Genomic DNA, 1,294 nt, shown 5'->3' with positions numbered 1-1,294 from the left:
GCATATTTCTTTGATCTAACTAAATTTTACTAAGTATATAAAGAGAACTGAAATGGGAAAACGAATTCAAAGTCTATTATTAATACCGTTGCTTTTTATAAGCTCTCTTAGCTATGCATCGGTCTATTTCTCATATGTTGAAGATATTGTTTCTTCAGGGAGTAGCCATACTTATTATTACCAAATGGATTATTGGCGCGCGAGCTCTTCGACAGAAGGTAACCCTTGTGTGTCTGTATTAGGAGCCGCAGGAGCAAAGAACTGTTACTTTTCTATCAACCACTTACACTCAGGTAAGGATACAGGGGGGAGTGGTACGCGTACTGACTGGGAATGTAGTATTAACTTTGCCACATATACTTCTATGTCAGCCATTATTAATGCGGCTCAAAGCCAATGTGGTCTTTCGTTTCCAAGAAGAGGGGAAAGTCGACATTCTGGATCCATAACAACCGATGAATGTGTCGGGATCTTTTTAAAAGCATCGAAGTCTAACGCCTACGGAACTATGTTACCTGGTGGAATTTGTGGTATTGCACCACCACCAGCGGGTAAATGCTACTTTAATTATGTGGCAAATAATCGACTCGAATTAGATCATGGATCTTTGAATGCCAGTGATCTGAATGGAGATTCACAACGCGGATTTTTCTCTATTGTTTGTAATCAAAACATGCCTGTAAAAGTTTCTTCAAACGTGTTGCAGGAATACGTGTATTTACGTCCGAATGGTGAATTGATGTCACGAGTGACATTGAACGGTCAACCAGCTTGGTTTGGCACGATTATCAATGCAAGAGCAAATACGAATGAGCTTGTGACAGTAGAATCTGTATTAAAAACGAATGGTACGGTTGCGCCGGGTAACTTTAGTGGTGTTATTACACTGGTAATGACCATTCCATGATGTAAAGCGTTAAGAATTTTGTATTCGTCATTTTCCCATGTTGACGGTTTTGCCTACTTAAACGTAAATGTTGGTAGGCTTTTTTTTAATCTTTTTTATTTACTCTAAAATATGCATTTCTAATATAGAACTTATTAAACTTTATGCTTATTCAACATAGCAAGTGAAGGCAGAATAGGCCTCATCCTTCAAAATATAAACATTATCTTCCATTCTAGTCACATTTACATAATATTTTATTTTGTCTTTTTCTAATTGGATGAAATTGGTGAATACGTCATTAGGGGTGCTGTCAGAGTTTGTCACTGATGAGGAATTCATCACAATTAAATAATTACCCTTTTTATCTACCGGTGTATAGGAAAAATAAATAGCACGATCTAATCG

At 37.0% G+C, this 1,294-nt stretch carries 1 protein-coding gene and 1 pseudogene; one reads left to right on the top strand and one right to left on the bottom strand.

Annotated features, from left to right (window positions below; all coding sequences use genetic code 11):
- Positions 1-52: 52 nt before the first annotated feature.
- On the top strand, positions 53-907 hold the full coding sequence (locus JK188_RS17435; protein ID WP_211887904.1) for an MrpH family fimbial adhesin: 855 nt from the start codon (positions 53-55) through the stop codon (positions 905-907).
- A 147-nt stretch (positions 908-1,054) separates the two neighbouring features.
- Here the strand turns inward: JK188_RS17435 and JK188_RS17430 are convergent.
- A pseudogene (locus tag JK188_RS17430) lies at positions 1,055-1,294 on the bottom strand (FidL-like protein); the annotation flags it as partial.

Origin of the sequence: Providencia sp. JGM181 (assembly GCF_018257375.1) — a bacterium.
Taxonomy (GTDB): domain Bacteria; phylum Pseudomonadota; class Gammaproteobacteria; order Enterobacterales; family Enterobacteriaceae; genus Providencia; species Providencia lanzhouensis.
The sequence above is the reverse complement of the archived record's forward strand: the minus strand, read 5'-3'. Positions and strand labels throughout refer to the sequence as shown.

Excerpts from the sequence above, each read along its gene's own strand:
- JK188_RS17435 (WP_211887904.1), top strand. The coding sequence starts at position 53 with ATGGGAAAACGAATTCAAAGTCTATTATTAATACCGTTGCTTTTTATA.